The 25,082-nt window shown below is 66.0% G+C and carries 27 protein-coding genes and 1 riboswitch; of the genes, 19 read left to right on the forward strand and 8 right to left on the reverse strand.

What is annotated here, in order from left to right; all coding sequences use genetic code 11:
- Positions 1-124: 124 nt before the first annotated feature.
- Both H0194_RS06965 and H0194_RS06970 read left to right on the forward strand, forming a co-directional pair.
- Positions 125-316, forward strand: a complete 192-nt coding sequence (locus H0194_RS06965; RefSeq protein ID WP_185175220.1) for a helix-turn-helix domain-containing protein — start codon at positions 125-127, stop codon at positions 314-316.
- Between the two features lie 273 nt (positions 317-589).
- Complete coding sequence (locus tag H0194_RS06970) at positions 590-691, forward strand: 30S ribosomal protein bS22 (protein WP_003855542.1); 102 nt, start codon at positions 590-592, stop codon at positions 689-691.
- Between the two features lie 36 nt (positions 692-727).
- On the opposite strand, the gene H0194_RS06975 is transcribed toward H0194_RS06970, so the two are convergent.
- Positions 728-1,765, reverse strand: a complete 1,038-nt coding sequence (locus H0194_RS06975) for an HAD-IB family hydrolase (protein WP_185176935.1) — start codon at positions 1,763-1,765, stop codon at positions 728-730.
- 151 nt (positions 1,766-1,916) lie between these two features.
- Between H0194_RS06975 and H0194_RS06980 the strand changes: the two genes are divergently transcribed.
- The 11 genes from H0194_RS06980 to H0194_RS07030 all read left to right on the forward strand — a co-directional run bounded on the left by H0194_RS06980 (position 1,917) and on the right by H0194_RS07030 (position 11,801).
- Entirely contained in the window at positions 1,917-2,138 is a 222-nt protein-coding gene (locus tag H0194_RS06980) for a glutaredoxin family protein (RefSeq protein WP_185176936.1), read from the forward strand.
- A gap of 90 nt (positions 2,139-2,228) precedes the next feature.
- On the forward strand, positions 2,229-3,584 hold the full coding sequence (locus H0194_RS06985; RefSeq protein WP_185175221.1) for a glutamyl-tRNA reductase: 1,356 nt from the start codon (positions 2,229-2,231) through the stop codon (positions 3,582-3,584).
- 2 nt (positions 3,585-3,586) lie between these two features.
- Positions 3,587-4,498 carry a hydroxymethylbilane synthase gene (hemC, locus tag H0194_RS06990; protein WP_425486424.1) on the forward strand — a complete coding sequence of 304 codons (912 nt, stop codon included), beginning with the start codon at positions 3,587-3,589 and terminating at the stop codon, positions 4,496-4,498.
- 130 nt (positions 4,499-4,628) lie between these two features.
- Positions 4,629-6,338 (forward strand): bifunctional uroporphyrinogen-III C-methyltransferase/uroporphyrinogen-III synthase, encoded by a 1,710-nt coding sequence (locus H0194_RS06995; RefSeq protein WP_185175222.1) that lies wholly within the window; start codon positions 4,629-4,631, stop codon positions 6,336-6,338.
- 28 nt (positions 6,339-6,366) lie between these two features.
- Positions 6,367-7,356 (forward strand): porphobilinogen synthase, encoded by a 990-nt coding sequence (gene hemB / locus H0194_RS07000; protein ID WP_185175223.1) that lies wholly within the window; start codon positions 6,367-6,369, stop codon positions 7,354-7,356.
- A 20-nt stretch (positions 7,357-7,376) separates the two neighbouring features.
- A complete protein-coding gene (locus H0194_RS07005; RefSeq protein ID WP_185175224.1) occupies positions 7,377-8,006 on the forward strand; it encodes a hypothetical protein in 630 nt (209 codons plus the stop codon).
- Positions 8,003-8,545 carry a tellurium resistance protein TerC gene (locus H0194_RS07010; RefSeq protein ID WP_185175225.1) on the forward strand — a complete coding sequence of 181 codons (543 nt, stop codon included), beginning with the start codon at positions 8,003-8,005 and terminating at the stop codon, positions 8,543-8,545. Before H0194_RS07005 ends, H0194_RS07010 begins: the two co-directional genes overlap by 4 nt.
- A gap of 89 nt (positions 8,546-8,634) precedes the next feature.
- Positions 8,635-9,099 carry a hypothetical protein gene (locus H0194_RS07015; RefSeq protein ID WP_185175226.1) on the forward strand — a complete coding sequence of 155 codons (465 nt, stop codon included), beginning with the start codon at positions 8,635-8,637 and terminating at the stop codon, positions 9,097-9,099.
- Positions 9,089-9,295: a helix-turn-helix transcriptional regulator gene (locus tag H0194_RS07020; protein ID WP_185175227.1), complete on the forward strand. Its 207-nt coding sequence runs from the start codon at positions 9,089-9,091 to the stop codon at positions 9,293-9,295. The genes H0194_RS07015 and H0194_RS07020 overlap by 11 nt, the downstream gene beginning before the upstream one ends.
- A gap of 90 nt (positions 9,296-9,385) precedes the next feature.
- Positions 9,386-10,381: a uroporphyrinogen decarboxylase gene (hemE, locus tag H0194_RS07025; RefSeq protein WP_185175228.1), complete on the forward strand. Its 996-nt coding sequence runs from the start codon at positions 9,386-9,388 to the stop codon at positions 10,379-10,381.
- Between the two features lie 4 nt (positions 10,382-10,385).
- Positions 10,386-11,801, forward strand: a complete 1,416-nt coding sequence (locus H0194_RS07030; protein ID WP_185175229.1) for a protoporphyrinogen oxidase — start codon at positions 10,386-10,388, stop codon at positions 11,799-11,801.
- Here the strand turns inward: H0194_RS07030 and ppk2 are convergent.
- Entirely contained in the window at positions 11,798-12,634 is an 837-nt protein-coding gene (ppk2, locus tag H0194_RS07035) for a polyphosphate kinase 2 (protein WP_185175230.1), read from the reverse strand. The genes H0194_RS07030 and ppk2 overlap by 4 nt on opposite strands.
- 60 nt (positions 12,635-12,694) lie before the next feature.
- A complete protein-coding gene (locus H0194_RS07040; protein ID WP_185175231.1) occupies positions 12,695-13,993 on the reverse strand; it encodes a purple acid phosphatase family protein in 1,299 nt (432 codons plus the stop codon).
- A gap of 196 nt (positions 13,994-14,189) precedes the next feature.
- Here H0194_RS07040 and H0194_RS07045 point away from each other — a divergent pair, with 196 nt between their 5' ends.
- Positions 14,190-15,848 (forward strand): alkaline phosphatase D family protein, encoded by a 1,659-nt coding sequence (locus H0194_RS07045; protein ID WP_185175232.1) that lies wholly within the window; start codon positions 14,190-14,192, stop codon positions 15,846-15,848.
- 22 nt (positions 15,849-15,870) lie between these two features.
- Here the strand turns inward: H0194_RS07045 and H0194_RS07050 are convergent, their stop codons facing one another.
- Positions 15,871-16,713 (reverse strand): NAD(P)-dependent oxidoreductase, encoded by an 843-nt coding sequence (locus tag H0194_RS07050; RefSeq protein WP_185175233.1) that lies wholly within the window; start codon positions 16,711-16,713, stop codon positions 15,871-15,873.
- 138 nt (positions 16,714-16,851) lie between these two features.
- Complete coding sequence (locus tag H0194_RS07055; RefSeq protein ID WP_185175234.1) at positions 16,852-18,264, reverse strand: HNH endonuclease signature motif containing protein; 1,413 nt, start codon at positions 18,262-18,264, stop codon at positions 16,852-16,854.
- Positions 18,265-18,420: 156 nt separating this feature from the next.
- A riboswitch (guanidine-III (ykkC-III) riboswitch) is annotated at positions 18,421-18,487 on the forward strand.
- Between the two features lie 10 nt (positions 18,488-18,497).
- Here H0194_RS07055 and H0194_RS07060 point away from each other — a divergent pair.
- Positions 18,498-18,812 carry a DMT family transporter gene (locus H0194_RS07060; protein ID WP_185176938.1) on the forward strand — a complete coding sequence of 105 codons (315 nt, stop codon included), beginning with the start codon at positions 18,498-18,500 and terminating at the stop codon, positions 18,810-18,812.
- 18 nt (positions 18,813-18,830) lie between these two features.
- Here H0194_RS07060 and H0194_RS07065 read toward each other — a convergent pair whose 3' ends face one another.
- Positions 18,831-19,271, reverse strand: a complete 441-nt coding sequence (locus tag H0194_RS07065) for a hypothetical protein (protein ID WP_185175235.1) — start codon at positions 19,269-19,271, stop codon at positions 18,831-18,833.
- A 135-nt stretch (positions 19,272-19,406) separates the two neighbouring features.
- Positions 19,407-20,018 (reverse strand): cation transporter, encoded by a 612-nt coding sequence (locus tag H0194_RS07070; protein ID WP_185175236.1) that lies wholly within the window; start codon positions 20,016-20,018, stop codon positions 19,407-19,409.
- A 130-nt stretch (positions 20,019-20,148) separates the two neighbouring features.
- Between H0194_RS07070 and pdxS the strand changes: the two genes are divergently transcribed.
- On the forward strand, positions 20,149-21,042 hold the full coding sequence (gene pdxS / locus H0194_RS07075) for a pyridoxal 5'-phosphate synthase lyase subunit PdxS (RefSeq protein WP_185175237.1): 894 nt from the start codon (positions 20,149-20,151) through the stop codon (positions 21,040-21,042).
- A gap of 11 nt (positions 21,043-21,053) precedes the next feature.
- On the opposite strand, the gene H0194_RS07080 is transcribed toward pdxS, so the two are convergent.
- A complete protein-coding gene (locus H0194_RS07080) occupies positions 21,054-21,887 on the reverse strand; it encodes a siderophore-interacting protein (protein WP_185175238.1) in 834 nt (277 codons plus the stop codon).
- Between the two features lie 124 nt (positions 21,888-22,011).
- On the opposite strand from H0194_RS07080, the gene H0194_RS07085 reads away from it, so the two are divergent.
- From H0194_RS07085 to H0194_RS07095, 3 genes are read left to right on the forward strand one after another with little or no spacing between them, the layout of a single operon-like run.
- On the forward strand, positions 22,012-22,968 hold the full coding sequence (locus tag H0194_RS07085; RefSeq protein ID WP_185175239.1) for an iron-siderophore ABC transporter substrate-binding protein: 957 nt from the start codon (positions 22,012-22,014) through the stop codon (positions 22,966-22,968).
- Positions 22,969-23,007: 39 nt separating this feature from the next.
- Positions 23,008-24,045, forward strand: a complete 1,038-nt coding sequence (locus tag H0194_RS07090) for a FecCD family ABC transporter permease (RefSeq protein ID WP_185175240.1) — start codon at positions 23,008-23,010, stop codon at positions 24,043-24,045.
- The gene (locus tag H0194_RS07095) at positions 24,045-25,073 is read left to right on the forward strand and encodes a FecCD family ABC transporter permease (protein ID WP_246389157.1); all 1,029 of its coding nucleotides are present in this window, start codon (positions 24,045-24,047) and stop codon (positions 25,071-25,073) included. Before H0194_RS07090 ends, H0194_RS07095 begins: the two co-directional genes overlap by 1 nt.
- The last annotated feature ends 9 nt before the right edge of the window (positions 25,074-25,082 follow it).

Here is a 25,082-nt window from a genome sequence, read left to right on the forward strand (position 1 = left end):
AAATTTTTGCACTCAAGTCGCATTAGTCACAGGTTTCACGATAGGCTTGTTCAAGCACGTGCGTGTTCGTCCTGTGGGAGGGGAAGCCTACAGCGCGCCACGGGCTGAAAGGTTAGATAAAGATATGGCTAATGAAGAAAAGGGAACCTTTCTCACGGTTGCTGAGGTCGCGGAGATTATGCGCGTGTCCAAGATGACCGTTTACCGTCTGGTTCACTCCGGTGAGCTGCCAGCCGTCCGTGTTGGCCGTTCTTTCCGGGTTCACGAGTCCGCCGTGGACGAGTACCTGAATGACTCCACCTACAACGTAGGCTAGGAGACCTCTTTAGGGACTCGAATGCGCAGCAGCGCCCATCGGTGTCGATCAGTTCTGGTCGCTTCCGATGGGCGTTGCGCATTTCAGGTGAGCAGCGCCGTGGAATTTTTGGGATCACCACCGTCCTCGGTATGATGGTCACCATTCGTGTCGGCTTGTGCGCGCAGCGTTGAAGTGCACCAACAGCTGCGCCCTTGGGGCGTTAGCTCCCACGTGCGCCGGCAGGTCTAGTACGTACTAACCTTTAAAAGCTCGAAAGCGAGGAAACCTACTATGGGTTCTGTTATCAAGAAGCGCCGCAAGCGCATGTCCAAGAAGAAGCACCGCAAGATGCTGCGCCGCACCCGCGTGCAGCGTCGTAAGCTCGGCAAGTAAGCCTCTTCGCCCTCCACCCCACCCGCTGGCCCCAGGTCAGCCGGTGGGGTGTTGTGTTTGGCGGCGCCACCGCATCCAGGCCCGTGCGGACAACGCTGTGGTGACGAGCGTCGGTAGCCCATAGGTCCGCACAGCCTTGCGCACACTGCGATAGTCGCGCACCAGCCAGCCGCGCTGCGTCGCTAGCTTCTTCAATCGGCGGTCGGGGTTGATGGCCACCGCGGTACCCACCATGGAGAGCATGGGGACGTCGTTCGCGGAGTCCGAGTACGCGGTGCACCTCTTAAGGTCCAGCTTCTCGACGGCCGCGAGCGCCGCCACCGCGTGCTTCTTGCCCGGGCCGTGCAGGATGTCGCCCACTAGGCGCCCGGTAAACCGGCCGTCTTCCACCTCCGCCACCGTACCGAGAGCCCCGGTGAAGCCGAAGCGCTTGGCCAACAGCTGCGCGATTTGTACCGGCGTGGCGGAGACCAGCCAGACCTGGTGTCCGGCGTCGAGGTGCATCTGCGCCAGCTCGCGTGTGCCGGGGTAGGCGCGGTGCTGCATCTGGGTGGCGACGATCTCCTCGCAGATGTCCACTAGTTCGTCCACGCGGCGGCCCTTGATGAACTCGAGCGCCTGCACGCGCCCCGCGGCCACGTCGGCAGCGTTCTCCGAGCCCGACAGCCGGTATTTCAGTTGCTTCCACGCGATGGGGAGGATCTCCCGCACGCGGAAGAAGCGGCGCTTGAATAGACCCATCGCGAACAACACGATGGACGAGCCCTGGATCAGCGTGTTGTCCACGTCGAAGAACGCGGCCGCGCCCACATCTTGGGGTACGTGCGGCTCCGGAGCGGTGATGCGGAAGCCGCCCGCGTTGTTGATGGCGCCGGAGACGGAGTCCACGCCGGAGCTGAAATCTTTGAGCTCCAGGCCGAACACCTCGGCCACGGCGGCCTCCGCGGCGGCCTCGCCGGCGGCGCGTTGGGCCTGCTCGTCCAGCGGGGGCAGCGCCGCCTTCTCGATGAAGTTGCGCAGGTTGCCCCGGGTCGTCGCCCAGTAGGCGAGGAACTCGTGCGGGGAGTCGGGCATGCCGTCAGGTAGAGTCGCCACGGTTGAAGCGTGCAGCCTTCCTGGAATCGCTAGGGGTCGGGGTAACGTGTTCAATAGTAAACGTGTCACAGACAGGAGGCAGGACAGCGTGTCTGAACAATCGGCACAGGCGGCACCCGTGGTGGAGCTGATGGTGCGCACCACGTGCGGATCGTGCGAGCGAGTGCGGGAGCAGATCCGGCCGGTGGTCGCGGCGGCGGGCGCCGAGTTTCAGGTGCGTAACGTGGACGAGGACGCGGAGCTGGCCATGGAATACGGGGACCGGGTTCCTGTTGTGGTGATCGACGGCGAAGAGTTCGCGTGCTGGGAAGTGGATAACGACGAGCTGGCTGCGGAGCTAGCCGTTTCGTAAATTGTCTGTGGACGGGCTATCCTTTTGGTTGATTTGCCATCGTTCGATCGGTGGAGCCACGCGTCCCAAATCGGAGGAAGTGTTTAATTCGTGAGTGTGCTTGTCGTAGGGATGTCCCACAGGTCGGCGCCGGTGGCGCTACTTGAGCGGCTGAGCATGGATGAAACCGTGCAGAACACGACGTGCTTCAAGCTCGTGGACACGCCCTCGCTCTCCGAGGCCATGATTGTATCCACCTGCAATCGCCTCGAAGTCTACTCCGTGACTAATTCCTTCCACTCCGGCGTGCGCGACGTTGTGGACGTACTGAGCGACGTGTCCGGCGTGGATAAAGACGAGCTGCGCGGCTACCTTTATGTCCGTTACGCAGATGCCGGCGCCGAGCACATGATGGTCGTGGCCTCCGGCCTGGATTCCATGGTCGTCGGTGAGCAACAGATCATCGGTCAAGTGCGCAGCTCCTACGACAAGGCCAGCCAGCAGGGGACCGTGGGCCCGCGCCTGCACGCCCTGGCGCAGGCGGCGCTGCACACCGGCAAGCGCGTCCATTCCGAGACCTCCATCGACGAGGCTGGCGGCTCCATGGTCACCTTCGCCATGGGCAAGGCCCTAGAACACATGGGGACCGACAGCCTGCAGGGCAAGACGGCCCTCGTGCTGGGCGCCGGCGCCATGGCGTCGCTCGCCGCCACGCACGCGGGCAAGCTGGGCGTGGACAAGCTCATCATCGCCAACCGCACCTTCGAGCGCGCCGAGCGCGTGGTGGAGCACTCCCTGGAGGCCGGGGTTCCTGCCGAGGCCGTCCCGTTCGAGGACCGCGCCGCGAAGCTCGCCGAGGTGGACATCGCTATCTCCGCCACCGGCGCAGACAACTTCACCATCACCGCTGCCGATCTTCCCGCCAGCACGGCGCAGCGCCCCCTCACACTGGTGGATCTCTCCCTCCCGCGCGACATCGACGACGCCACCGCCGAGCGCGAGGGCGTCCACCTCGTCAACATTGAGCGCCTGCACAAGTCGTTGGAAGACCAGGAGGGCTCCGGCCATGCTGAGGCCCGCGCCATCGTCAACGAGGAGGTGCAGCGCTTCGCCTCTGAACAGCGTGTGCGCGATATCGTCCCCGCGGTTTCCGCGCTGCACAAGCGCGCCAACGATCTCGTCGACTGCGAGATGGGCCGCCTGCAGCACAAGGCGCCCGAGCTTTCCGGCGCCGAGGTCAAGGAGGTGCGCCACGCCCTCAAACGGGTCGTCGACAAGCTCCTCCACGAGCCAACGGTGCGCGCGAAGAAGCTCGCCGCGGATTCGCGTACGGTAAGCCATGAGACCGCCCTACAGGAGCTCTTTGGCCTGCAGCTGGAGGGCACTTCAGTCTCAGTAGATGTTGAGCAGCTGCCCGAAGAAACAGACATGATCGCGATGAGCGCCACCGGAAAGGACTCCGAATAACAGTGACTGCCCCGAACGAGACATTGAAACTTGGCACCCGCGGATCCGTCCTCGCGCGCACGCAGACCGGGCACGTGAAGTCGTGGCTGGAGGAGCAGGGCTATCCCGCCGAGTTGGAAATCGTGACCACCGCCGGTGACGTGAACATGGCGCCCGTGGAGCGCATCGGCGTTGGCGTGTTCACCCAGGCGCTGCGCGAGGCGCTGCAGGCCGGTCAGTGCCGGGTGGCGGTGCACTCGTTCAAGGACCTACCCACTGCGGCTGACGAGCGCTTCGAGCTCATCGTGCCGCAGCGCCAGGACTCCCGCGAGGCGCTGGTGGCCCGCGACGGCCTCACCCTGGCCGAGCTGCCCGAGGGCGCGCGCGTGGGTACCTCCGCGCCGCGCCGCATCTCGCAGCTCAAGGCCATGCGCCCCGATCTGGACATCCGTCCGCTGCGCGGCAACATTGATACCCGCATGGGCAAGGTGACCTCTGGCGAGCTCGACGCCGTCGTGTTGGCGTACGCCGGCCTGGTGCGCGCGGGAGAGGGCTACGCGGCGCGCGCCACGCAGGTCTTTGACCCGGAGGAGTTCATGCCGGCTCCCGCCCAGGGCGCGCTGGCTATCGAGGCTAATGTCGCGGACGCCGACGCCGTGGCGGCCATCCGTTCCATCCGCGACGAGGTCGCCCAATCCGCGGCCGGCGCCGAGCGCCGCGTGCTGTCTCGCCTGGAGGCTGGTTGCACCGCCCCGGTGGCCGCCACCTCGGTGGTGGACGGCGATGAGCTGACGGTGCGCGGCGGCGTGTTCGCCCTCGACGGCTCCCGCCAGATCGTCAAGGAATCCACGGGCCCGCTTTCCGCTGCCCTCGCTATCGGCGACGCCGTGGCCGAGGCCCTGTTCGCCGCCGGCGCCACCGAGCTTCTGGGATAGGCAACGGGATTTTTTGTTTCCCTGACATTCTAATTTAAGGTGTAACTACCACACGAGATTTTTCTGACAATAATGTGGTCCCCCTTTAGGGGTCCACCGCCTTAGACTCTCCACATTAGAAAAGAACCTTATGAGCAAAGCTGTGCCCGCACCTTCGACGCCGACTTCCGGGGAGGCCCCCGATTCGCAGCCGAAGGACATGCAGGGGAAAGTCGTCTTTGTCGGCGCCGGCCCGGGAAACCCTGACCTGTTGACGGTCCGGGCCCGGGAAGTTTTAGCTCACACCGCGATCTCTATTACGGATTCCGAGGTCCTGATGGGGGTGCGCGATATCGTCGGTTCCGCGCTCCCGGTCCCGCAGGAGAAGCTCGAGGCCGCCGAGGCCGAATACGCCGAGATGTGCGCCCGCGCCAAGGAGCAGGGCGCCCGCCGCAAGCCGCCGCGCCCGGCGGCCCCCACCGCGGGCGACGTGCGCGCCGCCACCGAGGAACCCGTGGCACAGGTCTTGGCCGCCCTCGCGGAGGCCGAAGGCGAAGACGTCATCCGCCTCGTGGCCGGTAACCCGCTCAACCGCGAGTCCATTAAGGCGGAGATTTCCGCGGTGGCCGCCTCGGGCGTGGAATTCCAGGTCGTGCCGGGCATGTCCCTGCCGTCCACCGTCCCTTCCTTCGCGGGCCTGGCGTTGGGGTCTACCTACACCGAGGCGGACATCACCTCCGGCGAGGTCAACTGGGATCAGCTCGCCGTGGCCACCCAGCCCATCGTGCTGCAGGCCACCGCGGAGCACTTGGCGGTCATCGCGGAAGAGCTCGGCAGCCGCGGCATGCCTGCGGAGACCCCCGCGTACGTCACGGTGCACGGCACCACGCGCCTGCAGCGCACCCACGAGGCCACCCTGGGTACCCTGAGCAAGCTCGACGCGGAGCTCCCCGGCCACTTGGTGGTCACCCTGGGCCGCAGTATCGACGATCGCTCCAAGTACTCCTGGTGGGAAAACCGGCCGCTGTACGGCTGGCGCGTGCTCGTGCCGCGCACCAAGGAACAGGCCGCGGCGATGTCCGCGCACCTGGCCGGCTACGGTGCCATCCCGCAGTCTGTGCCCACCATCTCGGTGGAGCCGCCGCGCAACCCGGCGCAGATGGACCGTGCCATCAAGGGCATCGTGGAGGGGCGCTACAAATGGGTCGTGTTCACCTCCACCAACGCGGTGCGGGCGGTGTGGGACAAGATCGCCGAGCTGGGCCTGGACGCCCGCGACTTCGCTGGCGTGCACTTGGCCGCCGTGGGCACCAAGACCGCCGACGCCATCCGGGAAAAGGGCATGATCCCGGAACTTTTGCCGGACGTGCGCAAGCAGAACGCCGCCGGCTTGGTGGAGGTCTTCCCCAACTATGTTGAGGACATCGACGCCGTCTCCCGCGTCCTGTTGCCGCGTGCCGACATCGCCACCGATGTCCTCGTGGACGGCCTGGAGGAGCTGGGCTGGGAGGTCGACGACGTCGTCGCTTATCGCACCGTGCGTGCCGCCCCGCCGTCAGCGGAGGTGCGCGACATGATCAAGACCGGCGGTTTCGACGCCGTGGCGTTCACGTCCGCGTCCACCGTCCGCAACCTCGTGGGCATCGCGGGCAAGCCGCACCAGCGCACCATCATCGCGTGCATCGGCCCCATGGCCAAGGCCGCCGCCGAGGAGATGGGCCTGCGCGTCGATGTTGTCCCCGAGCAGGCCGATGTACCATCGCTTATCGACGCCCTCGCGGCCCACGTCGCCGCCTTGCGTGCGGCCGGCAACCTCCCGGCTCCACGCAAGAAGCGCCGTAGCCGCAAGAAGACCGCCTAGGCAAACTAACCAGGAGTGAATTAGAGCAGTGAGTACCTTCCCCCAGCGCCGCCCCCGTCGCCTCCGTCAGAATCCGGTGATGCGGGAGGTGGTGGCGGAAACTGCCCTGCGCCCGCAGGACTTCATTCTGCCCATGTTCATCGCCGACGGGCTCACTGAGCCCAACCCGATCACCTCCATGCCGGGCGTGTACCAGCACACCGAGGACTCCCTGCTGCGCGCGGTGGAGGAAGCCGCCAACGAGGGCGTGCGCGTGGTCGATCTCTTCGGCGTGCCGCTGGACTCCGATAAGGACGCGACCGGCTCCGTCTCCCTCAAGGAGGACGGCATCTTGAACCGCGGGGTGGCGGCGGTGCGCCAGCGCTTCGGTGACGACGTGCTCGTCATGGTCGATACCTGCCTCGACGAGTTCACCGATCACGGGCACTGTGGCGTGGTGGATGACTCCGGCCACGTGCTTAACGACGAGACCCTCCCGCTGTACGAGCAGATGGCCGTGGCCCAGGCTCGCGCCGGCGCCCACATTGTCTCGCCCTCAGGCATGATGGACGGCCAGGTGGCCGCCATCCGCGCCGCGCTTGACGACGCCGGGTACACGGACGTCGCCATCATGGCGTACTCCGCCAAGTACGCCTCGGCGTTCTACGGGCCTTTCCGCGAGGCCGTGGGGTCCTCGCTGCAGGGCGATCGTCGCACCTACCAGCAGAATCCGGCGAACCTTCGCGAGTCCCTGTTGGAGGCGCAGTTGGATATCGAGGAGGGCGCGGACTTCGTCATGGTGAAGCCGGCCCTGCCGTACCTGGACGTGCTGTCCGCGATCGCGGAGTCCTCGCCGGTCCCGGTGGCCGCGTACCAGGTGTCCGGCGAGTACGCGATGATCGCGGCGGCCGGCGCTAACGGCTGGGTGGATCAGGAGCGCGTGATGATGGAATCGCTGACCGCTATCAAGCGCGCGGGCGCGGATCAGATCCTCACGTACTTCGCGGTGGACGCCGCGCGCCTGCTGAACCAGCGCTAGAGGATAGACTGGCCATACTCATGACTACTCACACTCAATCTGCCTCGACATCTACCAAGCACCAGCCGGAGTGGCCGGAAGCGGTGCGCTACATGCTCCTGCTCTGGGCTGGCGTGCTGGCGGGCGAGGTTCTGCACCAGATTCTCAGCACCACCATGTCGTTCATGGACATCGAGGTGCTCAAGGCGGCGGCTGCGAAGCAGGCCGAGGAGTCCGGTGGGCCCATGAACGACGCGCTGGCCACCATCGGCGCCACCGGTGGCATCATCGTCATGACGCTGCTGGCCTTCGCCATTCTGGGTCTGCTGGCGTGGATGCTTAACTGCCTGGCCCGCAAGACCAAGTGGGCCGGCAACGGGCGCCGCATGTGGTTCGCGTTCTCCATCTATTACGGCATCCGTGCGGGCCTGTTGTTTGCCGCCCAGGTGGGCGCCAGCGACGTCCCGGACGCGCTCTACCTCCTCGACGGTGCCCTCCAGATCCTCATCGGCGTCGCTGCCGTCATGGGCCTCATCTTCTCCATGAAGCAGGAGACCCTGGATTACACCGGCGAGATGGAGGAGATGCGCAAGCTCGAGGAAGAGATGCGCCAGAAGCAGCTGGAGAAGGAAGAGGCCGAGAAAGAAAAAGAAAAGGCTGACAAAAAATGACCAGCATGTTCCCCGGGCACGGTCATCCGGATAAGCGCCGCGAGACCCCCGACGGCCGCCCCGGCCCGGTGGACTACAACCGTTCCTCCGCAGGCCGTGAGGCCTCCACGGCCGCCGGCGCGGCGTGGCCGCAGCAGTTGCAGTGGTCGTATTACCTGCTGCTCGCGGCGTCCGTGCTCATGGTGGTCAGCGCCTTGTTGGGCTTCTTCGCCCCTGAGGTCCCCGCTGAGACGAGGGGGAGTGCGGGCTGGGAATTCTTCACCCGCAACCGCCTGGTGGTGGCCGGGGTGAATGTGGTCGGCGCCGTCCTTATCGGGCTGTTCGCGCCGCAGCTCTCCCGTGGTCACCGTGCCTCCCGACGCGTGCTCGCGGCCGTGATTGCACTGGTCGCCTTCGTCAATATCGTGGCCGTTCTGCTGCGCGTGGGCGGGCTTACCCTCCTTCTCATCGTGGTGCTTGCCGCGCTGGCGGGCCTGTTTATGTACCGCCCAGCATCCAGTGCTTTTATCCGCGAGCACGACGAGATCTCCTGGCGCTAAAGCACCACCTGTAAAGCAACCTTGACAGTCAAGCGTGCTTGACATATGATTCCGTATGTAAAGTTTGCTTGACTAAGGAAGGGGTCGTCATGACTCTCGCACACAAGATTGCCGGACAGGTCGGGCGCCCGCGCCACGGTGGCGGCACCGCCGCGCTCGTGGCGGAGTCCATCGGCATCGGGCTCGCGCTCTCCCTGACTATCACCGGTATCTCCTATTGGGTGTGCCAGCCCGATGAGGTCGCGCTCTTCGTCGGCGTGTTCCTCGCCTGCACCCTCCCTATGAGCATCATGGCCGGGTGGCTAGTGCTCGTGGATCGTGACACCATCGACGGCGCCACCCCCGAACCGGAGCTGTCCGTCGAATCCCAGTGGTACGACCAAGCGGTGAGTAGCACGTTCCACTTCATGTTGGTAGCGAGCGGCGCCGCGTGCATGATCTTTACCTGGGTCGACGTCCAGATCTCCGCGGCCACCGCCGCCATGATCGTGGCCGCCACCATGATGGTCGTCTTCGGTATTTGCTACCAAGTAGTGAAGCGCCGTGAAAAATAGCATCCGCCTCCACCGTGAACAGCGGGGGCTCTCACAACAAAAGCTTGCCGACGCCCTCGGCGTCTCCCGCCAGACCGTCATCAGCCTGGAAAAGGGGCGCTTCGACCCCTCCCTGCCACTCGCGTTCCTGTTGGCCCGCGAGTTCGGCTGCGCCATCGAAGACCTCTTTGACCCGGAGCTGCCCGCGCCCCGCTAGGCCCGGCATTACCCGTTGATCAAACTTTTGATTCATAATGGAGGGCATGTCACGACGCTCACTGCACTCTGCCCATCGTGGACGCGGCCTATGGCACCATCCCGCCCACCCGTGTGGTTCATGCGCCAGGCGGGTCGTTCCCTACCGGAGTACAAGCGGGTCCGCGAGGGCATCAGCATGCTGGACAGCTGCTTTGATCCCGATCTGCTCGCCGAGATCACCATGCAGCCCGTGCGCCGCCACGACGTCGACGCCGCCATCTTGTTCTCCGACATCGTCGTGCCGCTCAAGGCCGCCGGCGTCAAGGTAGACATCGTCCCCGGCCGTGGCCCCGTGATGGAGCATGCCATCCGTACCGCCAGCGACGTCGACAAGCTTCCCGTGCTCGAGCGCGACATCACCGAGGTCACCCAGGGCATCGGGATCATCCTGGACGAGCTCACCGACGCCCAGGCGCTCATCGGCTTCGTGGGTGCGCCGTTCACCTTGGCCAGCTACCTCGTTGAGGGCGGCCCGTCCAAGAACCACGAGCGCACCAAGGCCCTCATGCACGCCGAGCCGGAGACCTGGCACAAGCTCATGCGTCGCCTGGTGCCCACCATCACCGCGTTCCTGCGCACCCAGGTCGACGCGGGCATCGACGCCATGCAGCTGTTCGATTCCTGGGCCGGCTACCTCAACGAGGCCGACTACCGCGAGTTCGTCCTGCCGTATTCCACCGAAATCCTGGAGACCGTGGCCGGGGAGATCCCGCGCATCCACTTCGGCGTCGGCACCGGCGAGCTGCTCGGCGCCATGTCCGAGGCCGGATCCGAGGTCATGGGCGTGGATTACCGCGTACGCATGGACGCCGCCGCCACCCGCGTGCAGGCCCAGGTCCTGCAGGGCAACCTGGATCCGGCGCTGCTGTTTGCCGGCGACGACGCCGTGCGTTCTGCCGTGCGCGCCATCCGCGCGCAGGTCGACGCCGCCCGCCAGGCCGGCGAAGTCACCTCCCACATCTGGAATCTGGGCCACGGCGTGCTGCCCACCACCGACGCTGAGGCCATTACCCGAGCCGTGGCCATCATCCACGAGGAAGGATAAAACCATGCGCATCGCTATCATCGGCGCGGGCCTGGCGGGGCTGACCGCCGCCTACGAGCTGCGCGACCACGACGTCGAGGTCTTCGAGGCCGCCGACCGCATCGGCGGCAAGCTACACACCGTGCCCTTTCAGCATGGCCGCGTGGATGTGGGTGCGGAGGCCTTCCTCGCTCGCCATAGCGCGGCGCAGGAATTCTTCGCGGAGCTGGGCCTGTCCGAGCAGGTCGTGGCGCCCTCCGGCCTGCGCTCGCTCATCTACTCCCAGGGCGCCGCGCACCCCATTCCGGCCACCGGCGTCATGGGTATCCCGTCCTCTTCAGAGGCGCTCGCGGACCTGGTGTCCGCCGACACCCAGGCGCTTATCGACGCCGAGTCCACCGCCACGCCTATCGACTGGAAGGTGGGCCAGGACGTCTCTGTTGGCGAGCTGGTGTCGCAGCGCTACGGTCAGGAGGTCTCCGACCGCGTCGTGTCCGCGCTGCTCGGCGGCGTGTACTCCTGCGCGGCCGCAGACCTTGGCCTGCGCGCCACGGTGCCGCACCTGGCGGAGGCCCTCGACGACCTCGCCGAGGCGGGGGAGCCCGTCACGTTGTCGGCCGCGGTGCGCAATGTAGAACAGCACCGCGCGCAGCAGCGTGACGCGAACCCTTCCACCGCCAAGCCTGCGCCCGTGTTCGGCGCCTTCCGCGGCGGCTACGCCGAGCTCTACGAAACCCTCGCGGAGAAATCCGGCGCCGCCATCCATATCGACTCGTTCATCTCCGGTATCGCGCGCACCGAGCAGGGCTTCACGCTCGCTGGCAGCGGCGATAAGGGCGAGGCCCCCTTCGATCGCGTGCTGCTGGCCACCCCGGCGCCCACCACGGCGCGACTGCTGCCCCAGGTCGCCCCGGAGGCCGCGGCCGCGCTCAAGCAGGTCAAACTGGCCAGCTCCGCGGTGGTGGCGCTGCGCTTTGACAACGACCAAGACTCCCACGGCAACACGATTCCGGACAACTCCGGCGTGCTCGTCGCCCTGGACGAGCCCGGCCTAAAAACCAAGGCGTTTACCTTCGCCTCCCGCAAGTGGCCCCATCTCGCGGAGCAGGGGCTCATCGTGCGCGCTAGCTTCGGCCGCTTCGGCGACGACGCCATCGTGCGCGCCGAGGAGGACGATCTCGTGGACTACGCCCTCGATGATCTCCAGACCATCACGGGCTTCGATGGCCGTGACGCGGGCGTCGCTGAGATTTACACCCAGCGCTGGTTCGGTGGCATCCCGCGCTTCGATGCCACCCACTTAGACACCGTGGCTACCGTCCGCACCCTGCTTGCCGACGCCCCCGGCATCGACGTCACCGGCGCCTGGGCCGGCGGCGTGGGGGTGCCCGCCGTCATCGCGGACGCCCGCGCGGCGGCGCAGCGCCTCGCTGAGAGTTAGTCCTGCTTCTCCAGCTTCGCCGCCCGATCTGGCACGTAGTTGAACAGATCGCGGGGCGGGCGGGTGTAGCCGTTGCCCTCGGGGCGCTTCGGGATCTCCGGCACGTCCTGGGTAATGTGCTCGTAGGGGATGGTCTCCAACAGGTGGCTGATCACGTTGATGCGCGAGCGCTTCTTGTCCTCGGATTCCACCGTGTACCACGGGGATTCGGGGATGTCGGTGTGCACGAACATGGCGTCCTTGGCGCGTGAGTAGTCCTCCCAGCGGTGGATGGACTCCATGTCCATCGGGGAGAGCTTCCAGCGGCGCAGGGGATCGTTGCGGCGGGACTTGAAGCGCTTGAGCTGCTCCTCGTCCGAGACGGAGAACCAGTACTTGCGCAACATGATGCCGTCGTCGATAAGCAAGCGCTCGAAGATCGGCGCCTGCTTTAAGAAGCGGCGGTATTCCTCGGAGGTGCAAAAGCCCATGACGCGCTCGACGCCGGCGCGGTTGTACCAGGAGCGGTCAAAGATGACGATCTCTCCCGCGGTGGGGAGCTTTTCCACGTAGCGCTGGAAGTACCACTGACCCTGCTCGCGTTCGGTGGGGGCGGGGAGCGCCTCGATGCGGCAGGTACGCGGGTTGAGGTACTGGGTGATGCGCTTGATGGCGGAACCCTTCCCGGCGGCGTCGCGGCCTTCCATGATGATGACCACGCGGGCGCCGGTTTCCACCACCCACTGCTGCATCTCGACGAGCTCGGCCTGCAGGCGCTTGAGCTCGTCCTCGTAGGCCTCGCGGTCTAGCTTCTTGGGTTTCTTGGAGTGCTTCTTCTCGCTCGACTTCGACATGGATCCAGCTTAACCCGCCGCGCACGCCAGGTGGTAATAACCACCGTGTGGATTCGGGGGTTACTTCTCCAGCGTCACCTTATCCACCACGTACGGCGTGTTCACGTTGTAGGTGGTCAACGTCAGCTCGGTGGGGCTCACCGACACCGCCGTGTAGTCCGGGGTGTAGTCCTGATTCCAATACGCGGTCCACGGCTGCTCCAGGTCTTGGTCGATGAGCTCGCGGCGCGCGTCCGGGTGCTTGGTGCCGAAGCGATCGTGGAAGTCGTAGAACTTGCCTGCGCCCGCCGTCGTGGCCGTCATGTACAAAACCTCGCCGTCCTGCGGGCGCAGGCGATCGCCGCGCTCCGCGCGCTTGTCCGGCACCACCGGCTCCGTCCCGCGCATGAGGTGCGAGCGGCTGTAGATGTGGTCGTGGCCCGAGAGCACCACGTCCACCCCGGCCTCGGAGAGCACCGGGGTCAGCTCGCGGCGCAGCGCCTCGACGTCCGCGTCCGCCGTATGCGATCCCTGCGCGAAGGGGCCGTGGTGGTAGGTGGCCACGATCCAGTCCTTGTCCGCGCCGTGCTTGGCGGCCGTCGCGCGGATGAACTCCTTGTGGTTCGCGATGTCCGCGGGGTCAGACTCGTTGGAGTTCAGCGAAATAAACAGCACGTTGTTGCGCTCGTAGAAGTAGTTGCCCGTGCCGCGCTGCTCGTTGGGCAGGGAGAAGTGCTCGCTAAAGTGCTTCATGCCGGACACATAGGTCTCATGGTTGCCCGGGATGGCCGCGGTGGGAAGGGTGCGCAGCTGCGGGGCGGAGAAGAACTGGTCGTACTGCGGCTGGATGGCGCCCCATCCGTCTACCTGGTCGCCGAGACTGAGCAGCATCTCCGCCTCGGGGCGCGCAGCGGTGGCGGCGGCCACGGCGTTGCGCCAGTTCTTCCCCTGCGTGGCGTTGTCTAGGTTCACGCCGATTTGGGCGTCGGCCAGCGCCAGGAAGTCCCAGGTGTCGTCGCCGTCGCCGGTGGTGAAGGTCTGTTCCTGCGACCAGCCCCCGGCCTCGGATCCCACGCGGTAGGTATAGCTAGTCGACGCCTCCAGTTCCCCCACGTTCGCCTCCTTGGAGACGTAGAGCAGGGCGCCGTTGTCCTGCTCGCGGGCCTCGATGCGGCGGCGGGACTCGGGGTTGGTGGTCTCCCAGATCTCCACGGCCTCCGCCCCGCGGTGGTGGGTGCGCCAGGAGAAGGTGGCGTCGCTCGCGGTGGCGCCCACGCCGAGTACAAGACGGTAGATGGGGGAGTCGGCGGCCGTGGCCGCGGCGGGGGTGAGGGCGAGCGCGGTGGTCAGTGCGGCGGTGAGCGCGACCTTCTTGAGCATTGTGGAGTTGTCCTTAACTGATTTAAATTTTGCCTGAAGTACCCGGCCATGAAACCACCCGCGGGTAACGCCTGTGTGCACGCGCGGTTAAAAAAGAGAGAACCACCTGAAGTAGTTGTTTCGAGAAAGTAAAACCTTGGTGAACCCCCGCGCCCTTCGATTGCGCACGTGCCCGCCCGAGCAGACCATCGAAGCTATGTCTCACGAACTTTCCCGACGCAGCCTGCTCCGCGGCCTCGCCGCCACCACCGCCACGGCCGCCACCACCGCGGTGGCCCTTCCTGCCGCAGCCACTGGGGCACAGAGCCAACCCGCCGGCGACTTGCCCTTCCTGCACGGCGTGGCCTCCGGCGACCCGTTGCCCACCTCCGTCATCCTGTGGACCCGCGTCACCCCGGATCGCGACGCGCTGCCCGGATCCACCCTGGGCGCCGCCACCGCGGTGCGCTGGGAGTTGGCCGCCGACCGCGCCTTCACCGCCGTCGCCGCCAGCGGCGAGGCCACCACCAGCGCCGAGTCAGACCACACCCTCCATATCGACGCCGGCGGCCTCCGGCCCGGCACCGAGTACTACTACCGCTTCACCGTCACCGATGGCCCGCATGCGGGTGCAGTCTCGCCTGTGGGGCGCACCAAGACGGCGCCGGCCAAGGACGCGGACGTCGACAAGCTCAATTTTGCCCTCGCCTCCTGCGCGAATTGGGAGGCCGGCTATTTCTCCGCCTACCGGCACATGGCCGATCACGGCGCCGACCTGGACTTCGTCGCCTTCCTCGGTGACTACATCTACGAATACGGCACCGGCGAGTACGCCGGCAAGCACGGCGTGGTGCGAGCCTGCCACCCGGAGCGCGAGATCCTGACCCTCGAGGACTACCGCATCCGCTACGGCCAGTACCGCACCGACCAGAACCTGCAGGACGCACACGCTGCCGCGCCCTGGATCGTCATGTGGGACGACCACGAGACCGCCAACAACTCCTGGCGCGGCGGCGCGGAGAACCACGGCTCCGGCGAGGGCCCCTGGGACGCCCGCCGCGCGGCGGCCATGCAGGCTTACTTCGAGTGGCAGCCCATGCGGCGCACCACCGCCTCGGAGCAGGGGCGGCTCTATCGCACCTTCACCTTCGGCAACCTCGCTGAGTTGACCATGATGGACCTGCGCACCTACCGCGACGCTGAGACCTCGACCGCCAACTTCGGCGACCCTGACCGCACCATGCTGGGCGCGGAGCAGTTCAACTGGGTGGGCGCCACGGTGGGCCGGTCGACGGCCAGGTGGAACCTGCTGGGCAACTCGGTCATGGTCTCGCCGTTCAAGCTGCTCACCTTGCCGGATACCCCGGACAACCGCGACGCCAACGAGGCCCTGGCCTTCCTCAAGCAACAGGCGTCCGGGGTGGCGTTGAACTCCGACCAGTGGGACGGCTACGACGCCGAGCGCGACCGCCTGCTCAAGCTGCTTGCCGACCACGGATCCAACGTCCTGTTCCTCACCGGCGACATCCACTCGGAGTGGGCCAATTCCCTCTACCATGGCCGCAAAGAGATCGGCCTCGAGCTGGTCTGCACGTCGGTGACCTCGCCCAACGTCGACGACCTGCTCACCCAAAGGACCGGCATCGAGCACACGCCCAACAACGGCACCTCGCGGCTCGTGGAGCGCCTGCTTCGCGACGCCAACCCCTGGGTCAAGCACCTCGACTTCGATGCGCACGGCTACACCCGCGCCACCCTGCGCCGCGACGAGGTGCGTGCCGACTTCGTCCGCGTGGCCAACGTCGAGCACAAGGAGTCCGTGACCCAGGTCGCAGTGACGAAGACCTGGCGCGCGGGCGAGGGTTTCGTCGGCTAGCTGCGCTCCACCGCGTGCATAGTCAGTCCTCGCGGTACACGAAGATGGAGGAGAAGTCCTCGTTGCCGTGGCCGAGGTCTTGCTGCTTCTCAAATTCGCCGATGGCTGCCGCCACCGCTGGCAGCGCCTCCGCCCCGCCCGCGGTGGAGTCCACCATGAGCTTGGAGTCCTTGCACAGGGCGTCCACGGTGAAGTCGCCCGGCGCCGTCGGTCGCTCGCCGCGGATGAACGGCTCCTTCATGTTCTTCATGAAGGCCAGGCCCGTGATGGAGAGCATGTCCAAGACCTCTCCCTCGCTCAGGTCGTTCGAGGTGCCCAGGCGCAGGGCCTCCAGTACACCTTCGGCGGTCACCGCCAGGGCGAGGTTGGCCAGCAGTTTGCCCGTGGCGGCCTTCGGGGCCGAATCCACCCCGATGAGTTTTTCGGCGCCCGCCCACGGCCGCACTAGGTCCAGCACGGTCTCGCGACGCGACGCGTCCGGGGTGCCCACGTACACGCCTAGCTCGCCCGCGCGCGCCGGGCCCAACGACCCGACGACCGGGGCGTGCACGTAGCCTGGCACCGCCGCAAACTCCGCGGCCGCCGCCGGCGACACGGTCGTGGTGTCCACCCACGTCATGCCCTCCGGGATGAGCTCCGGCTCCATGATCACCTCGCGTACGTCATCTGGGCCGAACAGGCTCGTGAACACGATATCCCCGGCCGCCACGGCCGCTGCGGGGCTGTCGGCCCATGCCGCGCCCTCGTCCAACAGGGGCTGCGCCTTTGCTGCCGTGCGGTTCCATACTGTGACCTCGTGGTCGCGAAGCAGGTGTCGCGCCAGTTCGGTTCCCATGCGTCCGGTTCCCAAGAATGCGATTTTCATATCTCTAGCGTGCCACGAATCCGGTGCTAAGACCATGCCCACATTTTCACCCAGGCACCCCAATGCCGCCTGCGGGCGCGCCACAACCCGCGGGCGGCACCGCGCATTCCCGCACATCAATCCCCACCATCACTAGCCTTAACCGGCCAGCGTCACGTCCGGCGGATCATTCGCCGCCCGCGCCAGTTTCCGCCCCGGCGCCCGCGCCGCCGCCGGGTGATCGTTGAATTTCAGCCGGTGGCTTCCCGGTCTCTTGAGCCCCACCCGTCCTGTCTCGCGACATCGTTCCGCATACCCCATGTTTCGCACCCCATCGCGCCGGTCATTGTTGTCCACATGGTGACGCCGGCACAGCAGCGTGAGGTTTTTCAGGTCCGTCGCCCCGCCGTGCGCCCACGCCTGCAGGTGGTGAACATCGCAGTCCTGCCACGAACGGTCACATCCTGGGTGCGTGCACACCAGTTCGGAGGCTGCCAGTGCTACTTTTTGCCACAGCGTCGCTGTGCGCGCCGCCCGAGCTAGCTCTAGCGGCTGGCCCTGTTCGTTCACGACGCACAGCAAGTCATGCTGCGCCGCGCCCAGCCGAAGCACATCCAGCGGACGCAGCTCCACGCCCACCGTGGTGGCCAACCGGCTCGACGGCGTCAACGATTCCAGTTCTTCCAGCGTGGTCGCGATCATCACCGAGCCCAGTCCGTAGCGCGCCGCCTGTTGCGATCCCAAGTAGTTCCCCACAATCGCCGCCAGCTGGTCAGCCATACGCTGCGGGTACGTCCGCTTATCCTCTTCCGGAGTCAGGCCCGCGCTTCCGGAATGTCGCGCAGGGGAGAAGGCAGCCTTCAGCAGTGCCGCCGTTGCCGCGTCCACGTAACCGTGTAGGTGCACACCGCCGTCCGCGTCAGGTCGGCTGATGCTCAACCGGCGCTTCTTTACCGCCGCGTATTCGTCCTTGGTACCGTCCGGGCGCAGCGCCTTCTTATTCGCAGCTGAAATCTCATTGCGTAGCCACGCCCGCAGCTCATCCAGCGGCAGTTCTTCCTGCTTGTCCAGTGCCATCTTCTTGAGCTGCTCGCGCCCTGGTACCGCGTGCTCATTGAGGTGCTGTAGTTCCGCCGCGATCATATTGAGCACCGCGAAGGACACCTGCGCGCCCCGCGCAATCGCCGACTTGTTGTCAGCAGCCGCCTGTCGCTCAGCCTCCTCGCGGCGCACCGCTTCCAGCCCACCGAGCAGACCTGGCTCCGCCTTCCGCGGGGCAAAAAGCTCTCGACCTTCGCGCACTCGGGCGTGCGCGTCCGCCTGAGAAAGGCGTAGCTTCTTCACCAGGTAGTCCTGCGCCTGCGAGGAACCCACTAGGCGGCCGGCGTCATCACGGTCCGCGACGTAGGCAAAAGCGGCGTCCACAGCAGCTTTTCCTGCCCACACGCGCTCCAGCTCAATGAACGCCTCGTGCACGTCCGAGAAACGTACCGCGTCCGGGTCCGCCATGACCGAGCGCAGCTCCGCCATCGCTGCTGACATCGCGGCAACCAGCCTGGTGACTTGGTTCATGGCTTCCCCCTTTCCACAGTCTCATGAAAGTGTCCGAACCCTGATATTCCATCGCTTACATGTTCGATAATACACCTAAACCAGCACCTGTCAACACCTTTTTAGAAAAAGATTTCGACACTTGAAAACGTGCCCTGTGCGAATTAATATCAAGCCTCAGACCCGCCAGTAGCGCGGGCCCGGACGAGGGAGCCGTACCCGGAACGATGACAAGACGGCCGGAAAGCATCACCATGCCCTGGCTTATCCTTGTTCTCTCCGGCGCCTTCGAGGCCGTGTGGGCCATCGCCCTCGATCGCTCCGTCGGCTTCACGCGCCTCATGCCGAGCCTCGTATTCGTCATCTCCTGCGCTATTTCCATGGGTGGCCTCGCGTGGGCCATGAAGTCCCTCCCCGTCGGCACCTCATACGCCGTCTGGGTTGGCGTCGGCGCCACCGCCACCATCCTCTACTCCTTCATAACTGGCGAGGAAGCCGCCAGCGCGCTAAAAATCCTCTTCCTCCTCATGATTATCGGCGGCATCATTGGCCTGAAATTCACTGCCTAACCCAGGTGTTTCTCCAGTTCATCCAGCGCCTCCTGCGCCAGATTCGGTGCGCGCGAAGGTAGCGTCGGCACCCCGGGCGGCAAGATAAGTTTGCCGTCCACCACAGGCCCGCGGAACACGCCCTTGCTTCTCGACGCCCCTTGAGTCCCACCCTTGTTCTTCCTCACCGTCGGAGCCGCCGCCGGTTGCCGTCGCTTCGGCGGCGCGGGTACCGCCGCTACTCGGTCCCGCGTAGGTGCCTGAGTATGGGGTGTCGGTGGGGCAGAAGTCCCGGGAGTCGGTGATGGCGCAGCGGGTGTCGATTGGCGCGCCGTCGTCACCGGCGTTGGCTTCTCCGCACGCACGGGCCTCGGCGCTGCCCGCGGCACCCACGGTGGCACCGAAGCAGCTGAAGTCGCCGACTTCGCCCCAGCGCTCACCTCCGGAACCGGCGCCACAGCAGACTCCGCGTCCTCGCACCCAACAAGTAGTAGCGACAGCGCCACACACGCCCCCGCGCAGCCCAAGTATTTCCCCATTGTCATCCCCCGATCAACAATCTCTCGCTCACAGCATAGCCCGACCCCCAGGCATCCGCACTGTCAGCGCGCGCAGCTAGTCTTCCAGCTCTGGATCCTCCGCATTCGCCTGCTCAAACACTTCTTTCGCTGCGGAGAGGTTGATGATGCCAATTGCCACGCCCACAATAACGTCCGGCCACACGCTGGCCCAGAACATCATGAGCACGCCCGCGCCCAGGATGAGCAGGTTTGCCGCCACGTCGTTGCGTGCCGCCAGCCACGCGCCACGCATGAGGGCGTTGCCCGCGCGCAGCTGCAGCAACAGCACTGCGCATATGAAGTTGAGCACCATCGCCACGAACGCCGTCGCGGACAGCGTCATCGGTTCTGGGATCTCGCCGCTCACCACTTTCCACGCCGCCATACCCAGTGCTGCCACCGCCGGAATCAAGATCAGTCCGGCCAGCAGGTAGCTGGCTTTCCGTCGGCTAGCAACGGACCAGCCGAGCGCCGTGACCACGAGCAGGTTGATGAGGAAGTCCTCGAGGAAGTCCGCCGCGTCTGCGAATAGCGACGCCGAACCAATGATGGACGCCACCACGACCTCGCCTAAGCAGCCGACGAGGTTGATGAGTGCCACCACGGTCACGATGGTGCGGGCGCGGGAGGTCAGCGTTGATGAGGTAATTTCTTCAGATTCAGACACGTTGGGGGAGTCTACCCACCCCCAGTCCCCTCAGATAATTGAACGTCGTTGAATAAAACGCCCCGCCCCACCTGCAATAACGGTAACCTCTTAATCCATATAGCAATTCGATGTGGAAGGAGATTCACCAGTGTCACAGGAGTCAGGAACCCAGGCAATCCGCGTCAAGCGCGGTGTGTCGGAGCAGTTTTTCGGCGGCGTCATCATGGACGTCGTCAACCCGGAGCAGGCAAAGATTGCCGCCGACGCCGGGGCGTCCGCCGTCATGGCGCTCGAGCGGGTGCCCGCGGACATCCGCGCCGAGGGCGGAGTTTCCCGCATGTCCGATCCGGACATGATCGAGGGCATCATCAACGCCGTGGACATCCCAGTCATGGCCAAGGCGCGCATCGGGCACTTCGTCGAGGCGCAGGTTCTGCAGTCCCTGGGCATCGATTTCATTGACGAGTCCGAGGTCCTCACCCCGGCGGACTACACCCACCACATTGACAAGTTTGCTTTCGACGCCCCGTTCGTCTGCGGCGCCACCAACCTGGGCGAGGCCCTGCGCCGCATTAATGAGGGTGCGGCCATGATCCGCTCCAAGGGTGAAGCCGGCACCGGCGACGTTTCTAACGCGGTCACCCACATGCGCACCATCCGCGCCGAGATTGCGCGCCTGTCCGCGCTGCCGGAGGACGAACTCTTCGTCGCCGCCAAGGAACTGCAGGCCCCGTACGAGCTGGTCAAGGAAGTTGCGGAGACCGGCAAGCTGCCCGTCGGTTTGCTGACTGCCGGTGGCATCGCCACGCCTGCCGACGCCGCGATGATGATGCAGCTGGGCGCCGACGGCGTCTTCGTCGGTTCCGGCATCTTCAAATCTGGCAACCCGGAGCAGCGTGCCAAGGCCATCGTGGAGGCCACCAAGAATTACAACGATCCGGACGTTATCGCTCGCGTCTCCCGCGGCCTGGGCGAGGCCATGGTGGGTATCAACGTCGACGCCATCCCGGAGCCGATGCGCATGGCCGAGCGCGGCTGGTAAACCGCTATTAACTAGGGCCGCGCCTTGCCTACGAACCAGTAGGGGCACCAGAATATGGCGTCGCTGTCCAGGTCGTAGCGCTGCATCGCGTGGTAGCGCACAGCCTTGGTCATACCGCCCTCGCCGCTGGCCCATACGCTACCCAGCAATTCAGGTCCCTCCGCGTACAGCTCATCCATCGCGCGGCCCACTTCCGCAGGTGCCGTCACAACGCGCAGGCCTCCCACCTGCGCCTCCCATTCCTGGATCAGGCCCGGTTCGACTTCGTCTTCTGAGCTCACCACTGCGATGACGTCGGTGCGTGCCAAGTCCGCAGGGTCTGCCTGGCCGAGATCCGTGGGGCGGCCCGCGGCGTGGCATTCCAGGATGTGGCGCAGCGCGGGGAGCGCGGAGGCATCGGCGACGAGCAGCTGTCGCGCACCTGGGCGTCCGTGTTGAGTGCCGTCGTGAGTCTGCGGCGGCACCCATAATGCCTGGCAACGGAAGAAGCCCGCCTCTTGGCCGGGCTGCGCGCGGCGGATCCATGCGGAGCCGGGGCCGTTGTCGCCGTGGGTGACCGCATCCATCGTCACGGTGGCGCGTTCTGGTTGGTGCCCGCGAATCGTGTACCAGCGCAGGCCTGGGCGCTGTGGCTCGGGGATGGCGGTGACCGCGGCGCGGATATTCGTGCCCGCGGTATCGAAGGGGGCAAAGTTTTCGCCGAGCTGGGGCATCACTAGGCCGAAGAATTCATCGGGCCCCGTGAGCTGAAAGTCGGCAAACTCCGGGGCGTGGAGAGTGAGTCGTTGCAGGTGGGGTGCTAGGGATTCCGTGGTCTGCACGGTGACGCGGAACAGACTGTGCATGCTAGGGTTAACTCCCCTCACGACGGGTTGATTTACGCAATGCGAATGTTGCTTAATTAAAAATGTTTGTTGTAAGGTTAGCCTTACTAGGTTGGAATTGTAAAACTGAAAGGCGCTTACCAGCATGAAAAACAATCTCCTGCGCGTTGGCGTGGCCGTCCTCGCCGGTTCCCTCGTCCTCACCGGGTGCTCCCGGGGTGATGGCGGAGACAGCAACGGTGCGGCAGACGGGGCGTCGACAAGCGCGCAGGTGGCGGACGAACGCATCGCCGCACTGGGCTGGGGCGACGCCGATACCCTGCTGGCGCTGGGCATCACCCCGGTGGCCGTCGCGCCGTGGGGCGCTGAGGCGGACACCGATCCGTCGGGCGTGGGCCCATGGGCGACGGAGATGCTGGGCGACGCCCAGCCGGAGAAGATCTTCAACGTTGCGCAGGGTGTGTCCGCTGACATCGTTGAGCAGGTGACCGCGACCAACCCGGACAAGATCATCGCAGTCAACCAGGCCATCGACGCCAAGGCCAAGGAAGAGCTGGAAGCTATCGCGCCGACCACAGTGAAACCAGAGGGCACCACCGACTGGCAGATCCCGTGGAAGGACCAGGTCAAAGCCATCGCGAAGGCGGTGGGCAAGGAATCCGAAGGGGAGGAACTTATCACCAAGACCGAGGAAGCCTTCGAGGAATTCCGCAATAATCACAAGGACGTCCAGGGTAAAACCGCCGCCATGGTCATGCCGTATTCCGGCAAGCTGGGCCTGTACACCTCCGGGGACGGCCGGGGCCAGTTCATTGAGAACCTCGGCTTCGAGATCCCCGACGAGCTCGAGGGCGACGGTAATTCCTTCTTCGTGGACCTCGCGCCCGAAAACTACAGCAAGCTCAACGACGTCGATTACCTCTTCGTCCTCGACTACAACGGCGCCGTGGACGAGCTGAAGAAGGACAAGACCTTCACCGGCCTCGACATCGTCAAGGACGGCCGCGTTCGCTACCTCGACACTGACACCGGCAACGCCATGTCCATGCCGAACCCCGTGACCATCCCGTGGGCCGTTGATAAGGTCGACGCCGCACTCTAAGCCCGCACCACAGCACATCACCCCCAACAGACGAAACTAATGACGATTTTGCGACCCACCCCCGCCCCGCAGCGCCTCAGCGGTGCCGCCCTTACCGGCGGCCTCGCCGTCGCGCTACTGGTGGTGGCCGCAGCGTCGCTGTTCCTGGGCTCCCACCGGCTTGGCATTGGGGAGGTGTGGGCGCAGCTTCTCGACGGTCCCGTGGCTAGCGGCGCCGCAGATTCCGCTACCGACTCCGAGGCCAACCACATCCTGTGGCAGCTGCGCCTGCCGCGCACCGTGTTGGCTGTGACGGCGGGCGCCAATGTGGCGGTGGCGGGCGCGATTACCCAAACACTGACCCGCAACCCGCTGGCGGATCCGGGTTTCATTGGTATCACCGCGGGCGCGGCCTTCGCGGTGGCCATCGCCATCGCAGCGGGCTCCACTCTCGGGGCACTGGGCGTGACGACGCTGGCTATGCTGGGCGCCGCCGCGGCCACTGCGCTGGTCTTCCTCCTCGCTCGCGTCGCCCCGGACGCCACCACGTTGGTGCTGGCCGGCGTCGGTATTACTGCGTGCCTCCAGGCGGTGACCACCCTGTTATCCCTCAACGCCACCGCTGTACTCGACGGCCTGCGGCAGTGGACGGTTGGTTCCACCTTCGGGCGTGGCTACACCGAGGTGGGCATCGCCGCCGCCGGACTCGTTCTCGGAATGGGCGTCGCCCTGCTCTGCGCCCGCGGGCTGGATCTGTTGGCCATGGGGGAGACCACCGCGATAGCGCTGGGCTCTTCACCCTCCCGCACGCGGAGCCTGGCCGCCCTCGCCGTTATCGTGCTGGCCGGTACCGCCACCGCGGCGGTGGGGCCCGTGGCGTTCGTCGGCTTCGCCGCGCCCAACGCCATCCGGCTCGTGCTCGGCCCCGACGTTCGCACCACAGTGGTGCCGACGGCTCTGCTGGGCAGCGCGCTCACCTTGCTCGCGGACATTCTCGGGCGTCTCGTGCTGTATCCCGGCGAATTGGAGATGTCGATTATCCTCGCCGTCGTGGGCGCGCCGTTGCTCATGTGGGTGGTTAGGAAGGCGCCGGCATGATGGCCCTGCCTTCTGCGCTGCGCCGCCGCCGGACTCGCGGCGTCGTGACGCTTGTCATATTCGTAGCCCTGGCCGCACTCGCGTATTGCCTGCTGCTGGGGCAGGGCGCGGTGGAGCTGAGCCCGGCGAAGGTACTGTCGGTGCTCAGCGGTGGCGGCACCGCACAAGAAATCAGCATCGTGTGGGACCTGCGCCTTCCAGTCGCCATCGCCACGCTGCTCATCGGCGCGGCGCTGGGCACCGCCGGGGCCTGGACACAGACCATGACCCGCAACCCGCTGGCCTCCCCGGACTTCCTAGGTGTCAGCAGTGGCGCGTCGCTGGCCGTGGTGGCCGGGACGGTGCTCGCGCCACCCGCGTTCGCGGACAGTATCCCCGAGTGGTGGTGGCGCGCCGGGCTGGCAGCCATAGGCGCGGCCGCTATCGTGGCACTGCTGTTGGTGCTCTCAGGCGGACGAACTACCAACAAGGTGGTGCTCATCGGCTTCGCGCTGTCTCAGCTGTGCGTTGCCGCGGTGTCGTGGCTGCTGCTCAAGGCCGACATCCGCAGTGTGGCCGAGGCGCAGACCTGGCTGGCGGGCAACACCGGCATGGTGCGCTGGGAAGCCATCCCCCCGCTCGGGCTCGCGTTGCTACCTTTCGCACTTCTCGGCGCCTTCGCCCACCGGGACCTGGACCTTCTGGCGCATGACGATGCCACCGCGCGCTCCCTCGGCGTCAACCTCGGCGCCCGCCGAGTGCAGTTGCTTGTCGCGGCCACTGGGCTGGTCGCGGTCACGGTGTCAGTAGTCGGCCCCATCGGCTTCGTCGCGCTTATCGCCCCGCACCTTGCACGGCTGGTGGCCGGCGCGCCAATGCCGCCACCGCTGGCTTCTGCCGCCGCCGGCGCCGCATTACTGACGGGATGCGCCGTCATCGCCGGTAACGTGGGGCGCCTCGCGCCGGTGGGGCTGGTCAGCTCCGTCATCGGTGGCGCCGTACTCGTTGCCATTGTCCTTCACCAAGCCCGCCGAACCCGCCTGAAATAGGGCATGAGG

It is taken from the genome of Corynebacterium incognita (assembly GCF_014217255.1).
GTDB classification, from domain to species: Bacteria; Actinomycetota; Actinomycetes; order Mycobacteriales; family Mycobacteriaceae; genus Corynebacterium; species Corynebacterium incognitum.